The organism is Bradyrhizobium sp. BRP19 (assembly GCF_020194195.1).
Taxonomy (GTDB): Bacteria; Pseudomonadota; Alphaproteobacteria; order Rhizobiales; family Xanthobacteraceae; genus Bradyrhizobium; species Bradyrhizobium yuanmingense.
This window is the reverse complement of record NZ_JADYVZ010000016.1, coordinates 115,428-132,612: the sequence shown is the minus strand read 5'-3', so window position 1 is coordinate 132,612 and position 17,185 is coordinate 115,428. Positions and strand designations below refer to the sequence as shown.

Genomic DNA, 17,185 nt, shown 5'->3' with positions numbered 1-17,185 from the left:
TGGTCTGATGCATCGAATCGGGATCCTCGATTCATTGCTCTACTGGCTCAGCACTTTTCCCTTCAGGCTTGCCAGCCTGATTTGCCCACTGTTGTACTGGTGGTTCGGCATCACCATCGTGAACGCGGCTGCACGCCAAGATTGGACAACTGACAATCGAGCGCGATTTTTGCGGTGCGCCGCCATGGCGACCGCAAGCGGCCGATCCGGACACGGTTCGCCGATGACGGTGGCGATGCGCCGAACGACCGCTGGTCGCTCGACTTCGTGTCGGATCAGCTCACCGATGGCCGCCGCTTCCGTATCCTCTCACGGTCATCGATGATTGCACCCGCGAGTGCCTGGCGCTGGTAGCCGACACCTCGCTCTCCGGCAACCGCGTGGCGCGGGAGCTGGACCGGCTGACGATCGAATGCGGCAGGCCGAAGATGGTGGTCAGCGACAACGGCAGCGAGTTCACCAGCAACGCCATCCTGACATGGGCTGATCAGAGCCGTGTCGCATGGCACTACATCGCGCCGGGCAAGCCGATGCAGAATGCCTTCATCGAGAGCGTCAACGGCAGGTTGCGGGATGAACTGTTGAACGAGACGCTGTTCACGTCGCTGGCCCAGGCCCGCGTCGCACTCGGATGCTGGCGGGCCGATTACAACTGCGCATCAGAACACCCATCTGGCTATGTAATTGAAGAGAAGAGATTTTGTTGAGCGGGATGCGATCCCGCGGGGTGATGATTTGGGTTCTGTCGCGCTCGTTCGCGATAGATTGAGCAGCAGTTGTTGTCAGCGAGGTGCGGGCGAAGATCCAAGGACCATCCGGCAGAGGATGGATGGATTCGATCTCGCCGACTTCAGCGGCCAGCCGGAGCGTCTTGGGCGCGATCTTCAAGAGCTTTGCGGCCTTGCCAAGGTTGAGCCATGGCTCGATCCCGTCCTCCGCGGGCTTGAACACCGGGATGTGGTAGTTCGAGCGCATTGATGTGACGCGCTCGCGGGTCCAGCGATTGCCGTTGCCGGTCTTGAGGCCGTTGCGGTTGAGGAGGCCGGCAATCAGATCGTCGCTGGCGATCACCACCAGTTGACGTACGGCCTGGATGATGTCGGCAGAGGTGCTGTTGCGTTGTCCGCGCCGGCGCTTCGGCAAGCGCAACTCGCTGTGGGCGCCACCCACCCAATGGACGATGAGAACGATCTCGGACGCCACGTCGTCGATATCGGCCACGACCTCATGAATGAGGGTGCGCACAATGCGCTTCTTGAGACGAGCATCCGTCGTCGGCGCATCCCAGACCGTTTTGAGGTTCGAGGCTAGAATGCCGAACGAAGCTGGATCAGCAAGGGGTGCGGACGTCGCCACATCATGCATGGCGATCTTGGCCTCAACCTCCGCCGCGTGAGTAAGCGCCCTGTTCCAGCGGGCTTCCAGCTCACTGGCGACCAGCCGGTGCGCGGGATCAGCGGCATCGTATTGCCGGAAAGCCCTGTCGGCGGCATAGCGCGCCGCTTCGAGGTCGCGACTGAGAGCATCGCGTACCCGATCGCGCCGTTCCCTGGCTCCGTTGGCGGCAGCGGTTGCGGCGGCGACCGCGCCTGGACCGACGACTCCAAGCAGTGCTTCCTCGATGGCGTCATCGACGCGCAGTCCGCCGAAGGCGATGCAGTGGGCCCCGCCATTGTCCATCCAGGCACAGCTGCAGCTGTAGCGCGGGATATGGTTCTCCATGCCGGAGTACCGGAGTGTGAGCTTGCGACCGCAGCGCTTGCAGCGGATCAGACCGGCCAGCAACGCGTCACTATGCTTGGGCGCGCCGTGATGCCGACTGGTGGGAACATTACTGCTGACCATGGTGCGAATCGCCTCGAACTTCTCCCAGCTCACATACCCTTCGTGAGTGTTGGGCTTCAGCGTCAGCCATTCGTTCCGCGCCTTGCGGCGGATCTTCACGCTCACGCCCGCGGTGCTGTATCCCGCCGCCACGGCCGTCTTACCATAGGCATAGGCGCCGCCGTAGACCGGGTTCTCAATGATCCGGTGGATGGCAGATCCGCGCCGGTTGCGCTCGACGATAGCTATAATCAATTCTTCGGCGGCGATCAGAGCCAGCTCCATTTTCTCCGCAACAATGGTCGACGTATCTCGACCGATGCTGTCGAGGTGGTTCAAGGCCATCGCTTTGAAACTATGGGCTAGGCGCTCCTCGGCATCGTCGCGCGCATAGTCAATAATAGTATCCAGGTGGGCGACGATTTCAGCCCGTTGCTCGGTTGGCTTTGGACCGTCAAGCAACGTCATCGCTCGAATAAAGGCCTCCTCAATAGGGATCATATCACGTTTCCTTTGTTACTGTGATTGGAAGCCGCAATTCCAGCTCGCACCGTTGGTGCAGATTCAGCGGATTGAAAGGCGGGGGACTTCAAACGGCTTGCCGCTCCTCTTTAAGAAGTACCAGGCAGAGGGTATCTGTAGATTTTCGTCGAATTTTCCGTCGACCACATGCCCCACGGCCGATTCCGTGAACAACACCGCGTCATCTAAAGCCACCTTTTCGGCTTTGCCCGTATCGATGTTGAAGTATTCACGGTGATGCCGATCTTGTTGACCTGCGATGAACGCCTTGTTCCCCACGCAGACCAAGGGCACGCCCGCTGCAGAACCTGGCACGGCAGTGCTCGACAGGGCCCGCCTCAGAAGTGCGGTCGGAAAGTAGATAATTGTTCGGTGTGATATTCCGCCCCGCTGATGCCACGCGATTTGGTCTTGTGGGGCAGGCGTCGCGGGAAAGGTAACGATGCCCTGATTGCCGTGGCCGTCCTCTACAAAGATGCCGAATGATCCGCCGTCAATTGAGATATCGAGTTTGATAAATGCACCAGGCGAGATGTTCTGAAATTTAGTAAGCACCGCCGCGAGATCGATGTTCATTGGAAATGCTCCATTCTTTTGGTGCTCATAGGGGAGTTTTGCTCAACCGATGCGGGCGCGATAGCCACCCGAAGGCCAATCGACTACTTCGGGGCTAGCCCGGGGCTCGAAGGGCGCGGCTGATCCTGGCTGGGACGGCCGCGCCCTTCAAACCTGAGAAAAACGGGACAGCGCGGACGGGACACGGCGCTCACGCCTCCGGAAGCACTGTCCCTACCACCAGCCGTCGCCCTCAGAGGTAGCAAGGCTGGCCACCTCGGCCCGCTGAGAGGCTGAACTCCCAAAGGGTGCTACCAAGTATCGCGGAGAGGACTGCAAGGCAATCTACCAGGATTGGTCGGCGCCGATCTCATCTGGTCAGCGATTAGCCGGCTGGCGGGTATGGATCGTGGCCATATGTCCACTCGATTCTAAATTGGTGGCTTCGCTTTGAACGAGAACCTGAACGTCGTGCCCTGCCTTTCCGTCCGCGTGGGCGGCATCAACCGCGGCGCGGATTGCCTCTTTCTGAGTAGCGTATGGGCGGAGTGCTTGCCATTTACGAGGTCCATTCGTCATTGTGGAGTGTGAATGATATGTTGAATACGAGCCATAAGGTCTTTCTCCCCAGGTTCTGGAAACGCGTGTCCACGCCGGGAGGGAGTTTGCAACCTGACGCGGTCGCCTCAACTACCGGATTGGAGGGGGGGCGAGCTGGCCTCTTGCAGGACACATTTGTGTGGCAGGCTGAGTTGCTCGATGGTGGACCTGAAGCGCGCGTCGGCTTGCCGAGGACCGCTCAGAGCCAGGCGGGCGGCCGAGGAGATCGGGGGAGTCGGCCGATGGATAAGGCGCTAGCAATCGCGTGGGCGTGCATTCTAATCGTCCTGGTGCTGTTCGCCGCGCTGTATCTTCCGTGGTCGTGATTTCAAGGAAGCAGCGGATTGCCGCGCCGCGCCTGCTTGCCGCAGGCAAGCCGGCGGCAAGCGTTCGTATCAGGCCATCGCGAGTTGGCGCGGCGTCTCAGTCTCATTCCATTTGACGCCGCTATGGCGGAAAGCGACGACTTCGGTCGGTGGCTCATCCCTCTCGACGAGCTCCTCAACTATGGCCTCACTTGGGCTGCACTTTCAGGCCCAGCTCGATCAGGCGGCGGATGGGCTTCGGGACGGGTGGTCACGCCATGCTTTTCTCGCCACGGTCGATGGCAGACAGTTCAAGGTCTTGCCAACGCATGCCGATCTGCGTGTCAGGTATCCACTGCGTTCGCAGCACCTCAGCCGGCCCGATCGCGCCCTGAAGTGGCGACCACGCCAGCATGCGACTAAATTGTGAGTTAGGCACCTTTTAGGGGCATATCCGCGCGTGTACTTCACATCCAAGCGCGCGCCGTTGGTCACGCTGAAAGCGCGGACCGATGGGATGGGGAGAGCTGAGCATGGCGACTAGGAAGGAACTGACGGCAGCTGTGGGCGAACGCTACCGATCGAGCGATCGCGTGGAGAAGGCGCGGATATTGGATGAGTTCGTCAATGTCACTGGATATCATCGCAAGCATCCGATGCGGCTGCTGCGGGGCCACGATGGGTCGCGAACAGGTCGTCGGGCGCGGCGCCGGATTTACGGTGAAGCCGAACGCAATGCGCTCGCACTCCTCTGGGAAGCCTCGGACCGGGTTTGCGGGAAGCGGCTGAAAGCCTTGATACCGATGCTGATCGACGCGATGGAGCGGCACAGCCATCTTGACCTCGCTCCCGAGATCCGCGGCAAGCTGCTTTCGATGAGCGCGGCGACGATCGACCGGGCGTTAGGCCGGATTCGGGAAGGGCCCGGTCGCCAGCGCCGGCGATCGGCCGCACACGCCCTACGACGCAGTATTCCGATACGGACTTCGGCGGATTGGAATGATCCCGCACCGGGCTTCGTGGAGGCGGACCTTGTCGCCCACAGCGGTCCATCGGCGCGCGGCAGTTTCGTACAGACCCTGGTCCTCACTGACGTCGCGACCAGCTGGACGGAATGCACGCCGCTGATCGTGCGCGAGCAGACGCTGCTGAGCACCGTGCTGACGGAATTGCGTAAGCAATTGCCCTTCGCGCTTCTTGGCTTGGACACGGACGATGACACCGTTTTCATGAACGAGACGCTTAAGACGTACTGTGACACGGCCGATATCATTTTCACGCGCTGCCGGCCGTGCCGCAAAAACGATCAAGCTTTTGTCGAGCAAAAGAACGGCGCTGTCGTGCGCAGGATGGTCGGCTACCGGCGGTTCGAGGGTTTGGAGGCAGCGACGTTGCTGGCGCAGCTCTACCGCTCGGCGCGCCTGTTCGTGAACTTCTTCAACCGTCGTTCAAGCTGATCGCCAAGCAGCGCGACGGCGCCCGGGTGCACAAGACCTACAGCGCGCCTTCCACGCCGCATCAACGGCTAGCCGCCGACTCGCGCACGTCCGATGAAGTTCGCGCCCGTTTACAAGAGACTTTCGCCGGCCTCGACCCCGTCGCCTTGTTGCGCGATATCCGAGTGACGCAGGAGCGGTTGGCGGCGCTTACTGACGCCGAGCCTGCCGCGAACCCCGGCCCGATCGCGCAGCCGATTGATCTTTTCCTGGCGAGCTTGAGAACCGCTTGGAAGGAGGGCGGTGCCCGGCCGACAGATCGGCCGATCGCCAAAGCAAAAGAGGCCGTCGCCGTCCCGACCCGCTCATTCGAGTGACGCCGGATTTGCGCAAATGGTTTGAAGCCGAGCCGTGGCGGACCGGCAGTGAACCCCTAGCGCGATTGCAGGCAAAATGCCCTGGAATCTATCCCCAAAAACTTCTGCGCACGCTACAGCGTCGCCTAAAGACCTGGCGCAGCGAACAGGCCAACGCCATGCTGTTTGGTCCCTCCCAAGAGACGCCGCCTCCACTTCAAGTCAGGAGCAAAAAAGATGAGGCAGCGGACCACCCTGAGGGAGCACTTTTACGTGCGGCAATACGGAGTCTCACCCTGATCGCCGCCGCGCACAAGATATTGTAAACTCGATGAGCGACCTGTTTCATGAACGAGTTAGCGACGCCTTCATTCGCGACGCCGGGCAGGTGATGCGCGAGACACCGCATCACAACTATCAGATTCTCACGAAGCGCCCCGAACGCATGGCCAGGTTGGTCCCTGCCCTCATCGGCGAGGTCCTGCCCAATATCTGGCTCGGCACTAGCATTGAGAACGCGGACGTAGTGGATCGCATAGAGCACCTGCGCCAGGTGCCGGCAGCCATTCGGTTCATTTCCGAGCCCCTTATCGGAGCCGTCGGCACTGCCGATCTCCGGGACATCCATTGGGCGATCGTCGGTGGCGAAAGCGGGAAGGCAGCTCGGCCAATCCGTGAGGAGTGGATCGACGAAATCTATGTGCAGTGCTTATCAGCCGGGACGGCCTTCTTTTTCAAACAGTGGGGCACCTGGGGGCAAAGACAACAAGAAGCGCTCGAAAAAGGCCAATGGACGCGAATATAGGGGGCGGACCTGGCGATGAGATGCCCACCGGTCCCGGCGCTGTTCCATAATAGCGCAATACGGTTGGGGGCGACGTGGCCGAAAAACGGTATGAATGGGCTGATGGCGCAAAGCTCGAGGAGCATTCAAAGCGCAAACACAAAATCCTGCGCGAATACGTCTTCGACTATCTAACCGTCCGCTGTAAGCTCCCGCAACAGGAGCGTTTTCGGCTTGCAATCGTCGACGGATTTGCCGGTGGCGGGCGATATCACTGCTGCACGCCTGGGTCACCACTGATATTCATTGAAGAATTGAAGCGTGCTGTCGAGGCAGTGAATACACATCGTGCAGTTCAAGGCCTCGGCGCCATCGAGGTCGAGTGCCTTCTGATCTTCAACGATGCTAGCCGCGATGCCATAGAATTGCTGAAGACACATGTTGGACTGATGGAAGCTGACATTGTTCAGACGTGCCCGAAACTACACCTTCCGTGGAGTATCTGAACGAGTTTTTCGAGGCTGCGTATCCAAAGATCAAGACGTTCTTGAGCAAGGACGCTACAAAAGCGTTCTCTTCAATCTGGATCAATGTGGGGACAGTCACGTCGACCGGAATACGCTTCTTGACATTATGCGCTCCTATCCCGCCGCCGAGATCTTTTACACCTTTATGATCAGTTCACTTCCGGCATTTCTACAGAAGAACCAGCCGGAGCAGCTAAGAGTGCGGCTTGCTCATCTTGGGCTAAACGAGCGCGAATGTCGATGCGCTTAATGGACTCATGAGCAAGAACGACTGGCTACGGACGGAGAAGATCGTCTTTGACGACTTTCGTCTATGCGCTCCCTATGTCAGCCCCTTCTCGATCAACAATCCGGGCGGATGGCGGTATTGGTTTATCCACTTCGCCAACGCCTAGCGGGCGAAGCAGTTTTACAACGATATCCGGACAATGCGAGCCTTCAGGCTCATTTCGGTCGGTCCGGCCTCGACATGCTGTCCTACGATCCGAGGCACGATGAGGGCATGCTCTATCTTTTGACGATAGCGGACGTGCGTCCGCAAAGAACCAGCTCTTAGGAGATATTCCGCGCCTCGTGACGGAATCGGGTGACGTCATGTCTGTCATGGACTTCTACGGGAGCATCTACAACATCACCCCCGCTGCATGCGCACGATGTGCATGCAGCAATCATCGAGAACCCCGACAGGGTCCCACTCTCGTCGAAATCAAGCGCCAGAGCCACAGCCGCATCCACTTCTGCCACCGTCCGCCGCGATCCTTGGCGAGTAGGCGCGCGGGAAACTCGGCCTCGCGCTGTTCGATCCCGCCGGGTCTTCGCGATCTGCGAGATATGGCGTTGGCGGGGTATTCTCCCACTGCTTGAGGATCAGCGTGGGCGCTGTCCGGCCAGCATCTCACACCACGTCGCCGCGAGCCGGGTTTTCAGCGGCATGTAGTTGCGCCGCCTTACTTCCACGCTCCATGAAGACGCGATGAACAGTCAAGTCAGCGCATTAACTTCCCTCACGGCTATCGAGCTTGGCCCAGATGGCGGTGTTCGCCTCACCGAAGTTCAAGCTCTCTGATCGCAAGGGGGCAAGTTCTGTTGGGTCACCGACAACTGTTTGTGCAATCTTGATGACCTCCTTCGCGATCATTTCCGTTAGCGGATCGTCACCATCCTTCACGCAAACGGTATAGAGCACTTGCTTGTAAGCCGCCCTCATGCGGCTGACCATTTCGGGCTCCATCGCGGCGTCTCGAACCAATCGGTGAATAATGCACCTGTCTCAACCTGGGGTTCGGCAGGCCTCCCTCTCACTGAGACGAACATAAACGCTTCCCCCGAACGGAGTTCACCGAGAGAGGCAATGCCACAACGTGAATTTAGTGGTTCCCCCGGGAATGGTAAAGCCACGCCCATCGTCCGGACCGCGCGCATATTTCGCGGTGGCCTTTCGACCTTTGGTTTCTCGCAAAAAGTAGCTTCCCCAGCCGTGATTGGCCCGCCGCCGGGACCGTCACTCCAGACGCCGATGGCATTGTGACCGACCAACCCTGATAGGTGCGTCTTGGGTCTCTTCGGAAATACGATGTGACGCGTAAGGGGCGGCTGCGTAGGGTGAGAGAATAGATGACTAATAGGCGCGTGCTTTGGTTCGCTCTCGGGCTCGGGCTCTGTGTCGGCCATATTCTGTGGCTGATTTTGCCCGGCGGGCTGGCGGGTAAGGGCGACGGCGTCCGTGCGGATGACAACCCTCTGATCGACAAGGTTAGATCAACTTGGCGAACGGAGGATGGTGAGACGGCGGAGGAAATCTTTGCCAAGGTCGCGAGGGTAGCCCACTTCGCTCCCAGGGGATGGGAGGTTGGCCGAAAGACCGACACTGGCCAGCGTGTTGTCTTTTCATGGGCCAAACACAGGTCTGACAAAACGACGGACGAAAATATGGTCACGTGGGAGGTGGCCCCCGATGGCACGGTGAAACTTGTGACTCCATATGCGAAACCGATGGAACTAGGCTGGCAAGCGTTCGCACTCTCTCTTGTTGTTGACGAGGTAGCGAATAACGAAAGAGGCGTGAACCGCCGCTTTCTGCATGATCCCGCTAACTTCAACTTCGTGACGACCGCACAAGGCAAGTTGGGCGATCTTCTGCGGCGCGGCCGCTGCACGATCGGCGAGCCGGTTGCAGTGCACTACTCGCCGAAAATACACGAGCAGCAAACCGCCGAGGACGACCTGTGGCGCGTCGAGCTTTCGGTCGGCTGCAGTATTCCCGGCCTTGGCGACGGAGCCATCATTTTCGAGAAGCGCGAAGGACAAAATTGGGAGCCACAATCCGTCTTCGCCAAGCTTATCGCCACGTCAGTACCCGGCTCTTGGTTTGAGCTTGCAGACCCCAAAGACCAGGAAGCATTCGAGCCGCCCCGAAAGACATTGCCAAAGTGAAGGCAGAAAACAAGCTGGAGATGCAGGGCCGTCGATCATAAATGGCCTTGATACGTACGATCGCGCGCGCAGAGAACCGCGCCCGAGAGCCTGTCATCCGGGGTAGACCATGGATGCACTGGCGAGCAAGCCGACCGTGGAAACATGGCCGGTTGCCCTCATATGGCCCTATGAACGCAATTCCGGCGCCCTTCGCCCAGCAGATCGCGGCGTCGCCAATCGGCTGCGCGACGAGATGCTGCGGCTCGAATTGTCCGACCTCGTGGAGGGCGGCTTCGAGAACGCGCTGACAGGGCATAACGGGGTAGCGTCGGAATCCAGGAGTTCGTCCTTGCGCGCCGCCGCCGCATTCCGAGCACTCAACAGGAGTCGGCCGTCACTTGCCTTACAAGGATCGTTTGATCAATCGTATTCTCGCCTGCGTTCTCCGATTTCGGATTTAGAGCAGCAATCCCGACTGACAACACAAAGAGGCTATCGTCAACGGCTCGGCTCGCCCGGCGCGGTAGGCTCCACGAGCGAGCGTCGCGCGGCGCGTCTGCCTAGCACGCCGCTTTTTCGTTTCTTCCGTATGGCTCATGACGACCCCTCGACAAGCTGTTCCAAGACCCACCGCTACAGCTCACGAACTTCCTCCGAGGCTCTTCCCTCTTGTGCAAACTCGGTCACGCCTAATCCTGCCCCAAGCGCGTCCTGATGGTCATTGCGCTGTCCGACATAGGGAAGCGCAAGCACCCCGAGCGAATTGAGCGACGTTGCAGCTTCAGTCAAGCGGCAGCCCCGCGGTGGTGTCTGATTGAGGACGAAAGCAAATCGGCGGTTGAGCCTACGAATAGCAATCAGCGTCGGTATCGCAGCTTCGATGTCCGCCGGACTCGGACGCACCGGGATCAGGCAAAGATCGGCCCTCGCGATTGCGCGCATGGCCAGTGCATTATTTGTGGCGGCGGTATCGATGACGATAAGCGAGATCCCCTCAGCTTCAAGGCTGACCAGCGCCCCTTCTATTTCGACGGGATCGGCGCCCCGAACGAGCCGCGGATAGGAATGGCCGCGCCGCTCTTTCCATTTTGAAATCGTTCCTTGTGGATCCGCCTCGACAATTGCAACGCGCTTTCCGTTCGCCAAAGCGGCGACTGCAATTCCGACCTCCAGCGTGCTCTTGCCGCTTCCGCCTTTTTGGGTGACCAGAGCAAGGACATACATCGCCTGCGTGTCCGGACAACAGCGACATGAAACGCACGATTCGCCGAAAAGAGCCTGCTGATTGGTAGGCCTACCACTCGCCATCGTGAATCGCACTAAGAGCGAGCATGGAACTCACAACCCAATCAAAGGCCCGGACGCGGTGCTCGACATGATGTCGCGGCGGCGTCAGTGCCGCTGCGAACGAAAACCGACAAATATCGGACAAAATCCGCAATTGGTGACGAAAAGTCCGGATTGGCTATATAGTATGAGATCGTTGGATGGGGGAGCCCGATGTCGATCTATAACCCTTTGAGAGACAAGCTGGTCGCAAACAGCTCTGCCTCGCTCAAGACGACCTTTGCCGATATCGAGATGCTTATCGGTCGCTCCCTCCCGAAATCGGCGTATGAATATGATGCGTGGTGGGCCAACGAAGACCCCGTCAAAACTAATCACAGTCACAGCCCTGCGTGGACAGTTCCGGGGTATCAAGCCGAACCAAATCGATTGCAGCGGACAGTAACATTTCGGCGCAGGGGGTAGCATTTTCCGCAAAAGCGAATGCCTATGAACCTGGTCGCTCGAGGATGCGTCGTGAATGAAAATGATCACGCGACACGACTAAGCCCGTATCGACAAGATATGATATTTCTTATCGCAGTAGCCTCTCTGGCGGGAGCGGTAACTGCTGGGGTGATGGTGAATATCTTCGTCGGCAGCAGTGTGGGGTGGATTGGCTTCGTGGGTACCATCGTGGGCAGTGCCATTAGCTTCGGCGCTGTCACCCACCACGATAACAGGCGCCAGAAACAAGAGATCAAAGCCATGCGAGCAAGTCTCTACGCTGAGATCGTCGATCGAGTTGCACGATGCGCCAACGACTACATAGAGCCGTGGAGGGATTGGGGCACGAGGAAGATTGCAAGTGAAGACGCCAAATTCCTTCCGTCACTCCCACTCGTGTTGCCTGCTGTTGCGGGAAAACTCGGACTGCTCGACGCCGAGATACTGCTGGCAGTGACACAGTTCTATTTTCGTCTCTCGGTTCTAAGAGACGCAATCGAGCTTGTTTCTGGAGAGCCCGACACAAGCGAAGCAATCCGCTTGCAGCGCATTAAAATAATCCAACGACGATTTCTTAGTTGCTTCGCTCCGGCACTCCGTTCACTGACATTGCTCGATGTGCCGGACTGGGAGCAGTTTGATTGCGAAGCCGCCAAGGTGTACCCTCACCTAAGAAAAGAAGCGGGTGATTTGCGCGTGATACTCGAACGATTTGCTGCGTCAGCGGCAAAGCAAAACATCGTTTGAGACGGAGATCGCAGAGCTTGCGGCGGAAGTAGAGTACGGGCCGTTTCTGACCGCATAGTGCTCTGGCAATCATCTGCTTAGCTGGCGTCGCCATCTTCTCGACAGAGCGTTCGATGATCGCGGTCTCGAGTCGCCCGTGAAGAATTCGGAATCGATTGATCTGTCGCTGTGATTTGGCGTGAGTATATTCGATTCAGTAAAGGTAGGCGTGGGCCAAGCCGCTTGCCACAGCGTTATCGGTGAACTGAACTACCGCACTCGTGACAGGCTGACTGGAGACATAGAAACCGTGAGCTGCATATCCAAGTATGAGATTGTTGCCGAGCGAGAAGTTCGTTAGCGCAGCAAATGCAGTCTCAGCGGGTGAGGCTGCACGCTCCAAGCTGTTATTTTCGTGCATGTCTTTCTCCTTCGAAACCAAGGGCGCCCGGCAATTACGCGACGATCGTGACTTCACGATGGGACTGCGGCGTAGGCCGAAGCTGACTCCAATCCAGCTCGCGCCCGCCACGATTAGATCGGCGCCGAGAAACAGGCCCAGAATATAAACACTGTTTATCGGCCAACGCGCTAAGATCAACGATCCAATCAGCAGAGTAATGACGCCGGATATCGCCAGCCAGGATCGGGGCGTTGCGCGTTTGATGCTGAACGCCAGGATCAGGCGCATGATGCCGGCGGCGACCAGCGATGCGCCGAGCGCCAGCGTAAGCAGCACAGCGGCGAGCGTAGGATTATCAAATGTCACAAGTCCCGCGACGATGTAGAGCGCATCCAAAGTAGAGCGCACCCAAAAGAGCGCATAGCAAGAACTTGCCCCAGGTCTTAACCTGGAAAGCATTGATCGTTTCGGCAACGCCGGCGACGATCATCATCACGCCAACTAGCACCACACTCGCCACCGTCGCGAGCGCAACGCTACCAAGCGCCACGAAGCCAGTGATCAGATAACCTACGCCGAGGGCGAAAACCCAACCCCACTTCGTTAGCGAAGCGGTGCCCGGACTAGCTCGAAGCCGCGCGATATCAGACGAACTTGTCATGGAGGTCTCCGGTGCCAAAGCTGCGCCGCAGCATGGCGCGCCTAGCCATCGCTTTGTTGCGATTAGGGTTGAGCTTGCGGGTCGTTGCGAGCAGCCGACTCAGTGTGCCCATCAATCTATATGCTCGCCTGCTGGGTGCCATCCGCATCGTGACCTCCTCTCTTCGGGCTTGGACCGCATCCCAGGACGCGGGAGGACCACATTACTAAGCCCGGCGAGGCGGTGTCGTAGGCCAAGCAATTGGCGTGCCACGTTTTGCGAGCCGCGCGTCGAGAGCGAACTAGCTTCTTCGTGACGCGATCGTGAAATCGCGGCCGTTTGTGGCAGCTTGCCGCCAAACGTCTTAAGTCCGACGCGCAGGAACGACAACATAAACATCTTGCGCGTGGCGGCGATTGGCCTAACTGCATTCTCGAGGGGGTGGTATGCGCGCCCACACGACGGGGTTGGACAAACACGAAGACCGAAAGCTGTCATCCATCCGATACATTACCCTCCTCGGAGCCACTGGTTACAGTACTCCCATGGCTGAGCGCTCCAGAATCGAGATGGGGAGTGACGACGCCCTCGATATCGTGAGGCTTCTGCCCGTGTTGCATAGTGCCTGTGGTGAACGAGCCCCCTATCGAGTGTGGGAAAGAGGAAACAGTTGTGGGCCGGATGGCTGATTGCTCTCGGGAAATTATCGCGGTCCGCATTGGTCGATTTTAGACATGCGACATGGCAGCTAAAGCGCCATCCTGTCGCTCTCCAAGTGATTCCCTCTCCTTTGGCACGGCAAATGCAGGTCTCCTGCAATGCGCGCGGCCTGAGGAGAAATCATCCTATGATCACGCGAATCGGCCGCTCACGAAAGCTCAAGCCTACTCGGCGGCCGCAGCCAAATCCTGATGAACCGGTCGAAGCAGCGCAATCCAACAAACGGCGTTATCAGCCATCGCAATGGTCTACGGCGATGGGTTGAGCTCGGCGAAAGCCGAACATTCCTCTTTGCAATGGAGAGGCATCATGTCCAGAGTCACAGACGTTCTTGTTGCCTTTGATACGGAATCCATTCTTCAGAAGTACTCGAATCCGAGCAAAAGACCGGACAGCCCCACTCTCATTGATTTCCGCCATGTCTACATGATCACAAATCAGGACAACGTGATCAGTGGGCAAGCGGGCGGCGAGCTCGACCTGAAGGCCCAGGTCGGGCATTTGATTCGTTGGCGCGAGACCAGCCTCTCCCTTGGATTCGAGAAGTCAGTGATCTTCTACCGCTTCATCGGAAACGTAGGAAACGAGCTGATCTCGACGCCGACCCCGCGGAAGGCGGAGGCCTCGTTCGCGCATCCCAATCCTAGCAATCCGTCCGTGCCGACATGTCAGACGATCGCCAATTACTATTGGTCCTCGGAAACTTTGGCTATCGGACGAGTTACCTACCATTTCAACTTCATGGTCGTCGATCGCAATTGCAGCGCGCTGGGATACTTTTCGTGGGATCCGTTCATCAGCATCCACAATTGATGCGGATGATCATCAAGGCGTCGAAGGAACCGCGCAGCGGGGAACGGCCATGATCCCACCCCCCTCGACTCCGAGGTGGCATAATATGGTCCGGAGGCGTGCCGACCTCACCCATCGTCCCTGGCGGATCGGCCTTCTCGACAGCTGTCGCTTTTTTCGCGTCGCTCTCGAATGGGACCGATCCGCCGTCAGCACCATCCAGTTCGGTCGGCCCAAGCACTTGGCAAGCTCCGCGGTTGCCGAGCATCCCACGGTCGGGAGGAAGGGAAACAGCAATGGCCAAAGACAGACCCTCAACCAAGAGCCAGCGCTCCGAGTCTCACGTTGCCGTTCTCATCATCGTCGACGCCGAGACGCTGCTGTCACGGTATCCGAATGTCAGTCTCTCGCCTGATGCGCCCGTACGCGTCGACAGTGAGCATCTCTATGTCCTGGCCGCGCGCGATGGCGGGCCACTCGGGAGCAATGACGGCCATCTCGATCTGGCCGTCAGGCCTGGCGTCCGTCTGCGCATCCGTGGAAATGCCCTGGCCTTGAGAGGAGAGCATATCGTCGTGTTTTATGGGATCGCGCAGGAACACGCTGATGTCCTTTCCCCCTTTGAGCTTGTCTTGCGCCGAGTCTTGACCGTCGCGACGCCCAACTTCGAGAATTTGTTGCAGCCGGGCAACCAAAGCATCGACGACCATTTCTGGCAGAGCCAAGTGCTGGCCGATGGCGTGGCGGCTTGCGATCTGAACTTCATGGTCTTGAACAAGGCCTGCTTGGTGCTGGGATACTTCTGATGGCGTCTCCAGATCAACATCTCGGGTCTCAGGGAGGTGCCGTAGTCGGCCGCTCCGAGCGCGGTCGTTCAATCCCGAACTCGGCTGGGAGTTCTGTGAGAGCTCCTGGAATAGCCAGTTCTCGGGATGTCGCTCGGCCCGTTTCGCGGCTCAAATTTTATGTATCGACGAGGGTACAGCCCGTGATCGAGAAGGCCAGCCGCAGCAAGAAATTCTGGACTCTTAACTCGATGCGGCGCCGCCGAGCCTTATCGCTGGCCCCTACACACGCCTCCGTCTTACTGCGGATGCATCGTCCGCCCGGAACGAAGTGGAGGAATGCGGCTCGTCCGTCGAAGCTTCGCCGTAAGCGGGAACACTTGCATCCAATGGCCGACGAACGGTCGATACGGCCGGAACGAGGACACGCGGAGCAGCTGCAATCAGGAAACTGACTCGCTGTCGAGGCTGACTCTTGTCATGCTGATGTGCTCGAAGGGCGCGCAGGAGGGGTAACCGCGATTAGACATTTTCGGGTCATGCCACTTAATCAACAGTCGGCGGACAGCATCCGCGACCGACCCGACATGCACTTTGCCCATCGACCGGCCGCTCAGGCGGCGCTTGCGACCCCGTCAACTACCAACCCTTGCAGTTGATGGAGGTGGCGGAAACGTGCCAATCGTCGTCAATACCCCGTCGGGGGCGTCGAATTCGAAACTGGGGTTCAGAAGAATGAAAAAATTGCTGGCGGGCACGGTAGCCCTCATCGCGCTGGCCGCGCCTGCCGCAGCCGCTGATCTGGCTGCGCGCTCCTACGTCAAAGCGCCTCCGGTGGTCATTCCGATCTATGATTGGAGCGGCTTCTACGTCGGCATCAATGGCGGTGGCGGCTCTGCGCATCAGTGCTGGGACGTGGTCAACGCCGGCGGCGTGGTCGTCGCTCCGCCCGTTGGCATGGGGTGCCATCATGCGACGGGAAGCACGGTCGGCGGTCAAATCGGCTACCGCTGGCAAATAGCGAACTCGGTGTTCGGTCTGGAGGCGCAGGGCAATTGGGCCGATTTCAAGGGCTCCAACGCGAACCTTGCTTTCGCAGGCGTCCGGGATGACTCCACGCTTGATGCATTCGGCCTGTTCACGGGCCAAGTCGGCTATGCCTGGAATAACGTGCTGCTTTATGTAAGAGGTGGGGCTGCAGTCGTCCGTGACAAATACCGGGTCTCCGATTTTGCGACCGGGCTCACTATCGACAACGGCAGCGAAACTCGTTGGGGCGGCACGGTAGGGGCGGGCCTTGAATTTGGCTTTGCTCCGAACTGGTCCATCGGCGTTGAATACGACCACCTGTTCATGGGTCGTCGGGATGTGGATTTCTTTTTTTCACCCGGACTCGTGGGTGTTCCGGTGGGCACTTTTGCAGGGACTGCCCGTATCGGTCAGGACGTCGATATCGGCTTGGTCCGTGTGAACTACCGGTGGGGTGGCGTGATCGCCACGACCTATTGATCGATCTTCGCCAAAATGGCGCGGGTTCGCACCAATATCTGAGCCGCATCGCGGCATAGAAACCTTGGCAACAGGGACTCGCATCAATGGCGCTATCGGCTTCTTGTCGGTACATCGGCTCGAGCTGGTTAGGCGTGGTTCAAAGGAATCTGGCTGATCTGGTTATGACGCAGCGCCACGGCGAAGATCGCGGCGAACTCAAGCGTGCTGCCGTGGTCGAACGCCAGCCGCTTAGTGGCTGGCTGCGCCGATTTCCCGGACCCGTGCCTCCACCTGCATCACCGTCGGCTTTTCGGCCGTCGGAGAATGATGAGGCAAAAAATAGTTTTGTCGACCGTCGTAGTTAACCCGGCCCTCGCTTAGGGAGACACAGGTCATCGATTACAATCGTTCCGGTCGGCCGCACTGGCCACCTCGGACGAAAGGCCGACGAGCGGTCGAAGCGGCGCTCGTGCGAGGGTGGGACATAACGTCGACGACGTGATGGCTTGCGTCATCGTCGCTGCCGATCTC

At 58.8% G+C, this 17,185-nt stretch carries 13 protein-coding genes and 2 pseudogenes; 9 read left to right on the top strand and 6 right to left on the bottom strand.

Translation table 11 applies throughout. From position 1 onward, the window contains the following. Positions 1–174: 174 nt before the first annotated feature. Positions 175–653, top strand: a pseudogene (locus I6F36_RS31915) (integrase core domain-containing protein); the annotation flags it as partial. Here I6F36_RS31915 and I6F36_RS31910 read toward each other — a convergent pair. Both I6F36_RS31910 and I6F36_RS31905 read right to left on the bottom strand, forming a co-directional pair. Next, a complete protein-coding gene (locus I6F36_RS31910; protein ID WP_225129218.1) occupies positions 598–2,325 on the bottom strand; it encodes a recombinase family protein in 1,728 nt (575 codons plus the stop codon). The pseudogene I6F36_RS31915 and the gene I6F36_RS31910 sit on opposite strands and share 56 nt — an antisense overlap. 63 nt (positions 2,326–2,388) lie before the next feature. Next, positions 2,389–2,922 (bottom strand): hypothetical protein, encoded by a 534-nt coding sequence (locus I6F36_RS31905; protein ID WP_225143685.1) that lies wholly within the window; start codon positions 2,920–2,922, stop codon positions 2,389–2,391. A gap of 1,396 nt (positions 2,923–4,318) precedes the next feature. On the opposite strand from I6F36_RS31905, the pseudogene I6F36_RS31900 reads away from it, so the two are divergent. The 3 genes and pseudogenes from I6F36_RS31900 to tcmP form a co-directional block, all read left to right on the top strand. After that, positions 4,319–5,834: pseudogene (locus I6F36_RS31900) on the top strand (transposase); the annotation flags it as partial. Positions 5,835–5,929: 95 nt separating this feature from the next. Further along, complete coding sequence (locus tag I6F36_RS31895; protein ID WP_346656687.1) at positions 5,930–6,403, top strand: DUF5131 family protein; 474 nt, start codon at positions 5,930–5,932, stop codon at positions 6,401–6,403. A gap of 74 nt (positions 6,404–6,477) precedes the next feature. Further along, the gene (gene tcmP / locus I6F36_RS31890) at positions 6,478–6,888 is read left to right on the top strand and encodes a three-Cys-motif partner protein TcmP (RefSeq protein WP_225143683.1); all 411 of its coding nucleotides are present in this window, start codon (positions 6,478–6,480) and stop codon (positions 6,886–6,888) included. Between the two features lie 1,015 nt (positions 6,889–7,903). Here the strand turns inward: tcmP and I6F36_RS31885 are convergent. Continuing rightward, a complete protein-coding gene (locus tag I6F36_RS31885) occupies positions 7,904–8,128 on the bottom strand; it encodes a hypothetical protein (RefSeq protein WP_225143681.1) in 225 nt (74 codons plus the stop codon). A gap of 395 nt (positions 8,129–8,523) precedes the next feature. On the opposite strand from I6F36_RS31885, the gene I6F36_RS31880 reads away from it, so the two are divergent. Then, positions 8,524–9,342, top strand: a complete 819-nt coding sequence (locus tag I6F36_RS31880) for a nodulate formation efficiency C protein (RefSeq protein WP_225129210.1) — start codon at positions 8,524–8,526, stop codon at positions 9,340–9,342. Between the two features lie 615 nt (positions 9,343–9,957). Here the strand turns inward: I6F36_RS31880 and I6F36_RS31875 are convergent. Next, positions 9,958–10,548 carry a ParA family protein gene (locus I6F36_RS31875; RefSeq protein ID WP_225129208.1) on the bottom strand — a complete coding sequence of 197 codons (591 nt, stop codon included), beginning with the start codon at positions 10,546–10,548 and terminating at the stop codon, positions 9,958–9,960. A gap of 579 nt (positions 10,549–11,127) precedes the next feature. On the opposite strand from I6F36_RS31875, the gene I6F36_RS31870 reads away from it, so the two are divergent. After that, positions 11,128–11,844: a hypothetical protein gene (locus I6F36_RS31870; protein WP_225143679.1), complete on the top strand. Its 717-nt coding sequence runs from the start codon at positions 11,128–11,130 to the stop codon at positions 11,842–11,844. Between the two features lie 193 nt (positions 11,845–12,037). Here I6F36_RS31870 and I6F36_RS39915 read toward each other — a convergent pair whose 3' ends face one another. Continuing rightward, entirely contained in the window at positions 12,038–12,622 is a 585-nt protein-coding gene (locus I6F36_RS39915; protein ID WP_346656686.1) for a DUF308 domain-containing protein, read from the bottom strand. Next, the gene (locus I6F36_RS39910; protein ID WP_346656685.1) at positions 12,582–12,887 is read right to left on the bottom strand and encodes a DUF308 domain-containing protein; all 306 of its coding nucleotides are present in this window, start codon (positions 12,885–12,887) and stop codon (positions 12,582–12,584) included. The genes I6F36_RS39915 and I6F36_RS39910 overlap by 41 nt, the downstream gene beginning before the upstream one ends. 1,008 nt (positions 12,888–13,895) lie before the next feature. Here I6F36_RS39910 and I6F36_RS31860 point away from each other — a divergent pair. The 3 genes from I6F36_RS31860 (at position 13,896) to I6F36_RS31850 (ending at position 16,672) form a co-directional block, all read left to right on the top strand. Beyond that, complete coding sequence (locus tag I6F36_RS31860; RefSeq protein ID WP_225145049.1) at positions 13,896–14,399, top strand: inclusion body family protein; 504 nt, start codon at positions 13,896–13,898, stop codon at positions 14,397–14,399. Positions 14,400–14,674: 275 nt separating this feature from the next. Then, positions 14,675–15,184 (top strand): AidA/PixA family protein, encoded by a 510-nt coding sequence (locus I6F36_RS31855; protein ID WP_225145048.1) that lies wholly within the window; start codon positions 14,675–14,677, stop codon positions 15,182–15,184. A gap of 714 nt (positions 15,185–15,898) precedes the next feature. Then, complete coding sequence (locus I6F36_RS31850) at positions 15,899–16,672, top strand: outer membrane protein (protein WP_225145055.1); 774 nt, start codon at positions 15,899–15,901, stop codon at positions 16,670–16,672. The last annotated feature ends 513 nt before the right edge of the window (positions 16,673–17,185 follow it).